The organism is Seohaeicola zhoushanensis, from assembly GCF_014656415.1.
In the GTDB taxonomy this organism is placed as follows: Bacteria; Pseudomonadota; Alphaproteobacteria; order Rhodobacterales; family Rhodobacteraceae; genus Seohaeicola_A; species Seohaeicola_A zhoushanensis.
Genome location: NZ_BNCJ01000074.1, coordinates 1 through 628 on the forward strand (window position 1 = coordinate 1; position 628 = coordinate 628).

The following is a 628-nucleotide window of genomic DNA, read 5'->3' on the forward strand; positions in this document are numbered from 1 at the left end:
TGCCGGACTGCACTGTGGCGAGGTCCATGCCGCAGAACTTCAGGAACTGCCGGTGGTGGCGGAATCGTCGCAGATCGCCAGCCTCGGCGAGAATGGTCAGCGCGTTGATCGGGCCGATACCGGGAATGGTTGTCAGAAGCTGGTAATCGGGGTGATCGGACAACAGCTCGACCGCCCGTGCTTCGATCTCGTTGCGCTGGCGAACCAGGCTGCGCCCTTCGGCGAGCACCATACGGAACATGCGCACGGCGTCGGAATCCGGGTGAACGGGGAGCCCGACAGAGCCGACCGCCGTGGCGTAAATGTCTGAGAGCAGGCGCTCTTTGGACACCTTGCGGCCGACCACCTGCCAGGCGTCGGCGACGAAGACCTCCTTGCTCATGGCCGTGATCATGCCGGGCGTTGGATACTTCTCGAGGAACGCGAGGAACCAGTCGGTTCGCGAGCTTCGATGAAACCGTTCGGCCTCGGGAAAGTAGAGCGGCAGGTAATGCGTCAGAATTCGGTGCCAGAGCTCGGTCTTCGAACGCGAGACGATCTCATGCGTCTTCGACAGCTCCTGAATGCCGTCAATCCCGACAACCAGTGGATCATGAAAGAACTGCACGGCGCCTATCTCCAGCATGTG

At 61.5% G+C, this 628-nt stretch carries 1 protein-coding gene; it reads right to left on the reverse strand.

All coding sequences use genetic code 11. The annotated features are described in order from the left end of the window. On the reverse strand, nucleotides 1-628 hold a 628-nt coding region (locus tag IE266_RS26765), incomplete at both ends, for a transposase (protein WP_189683188.1).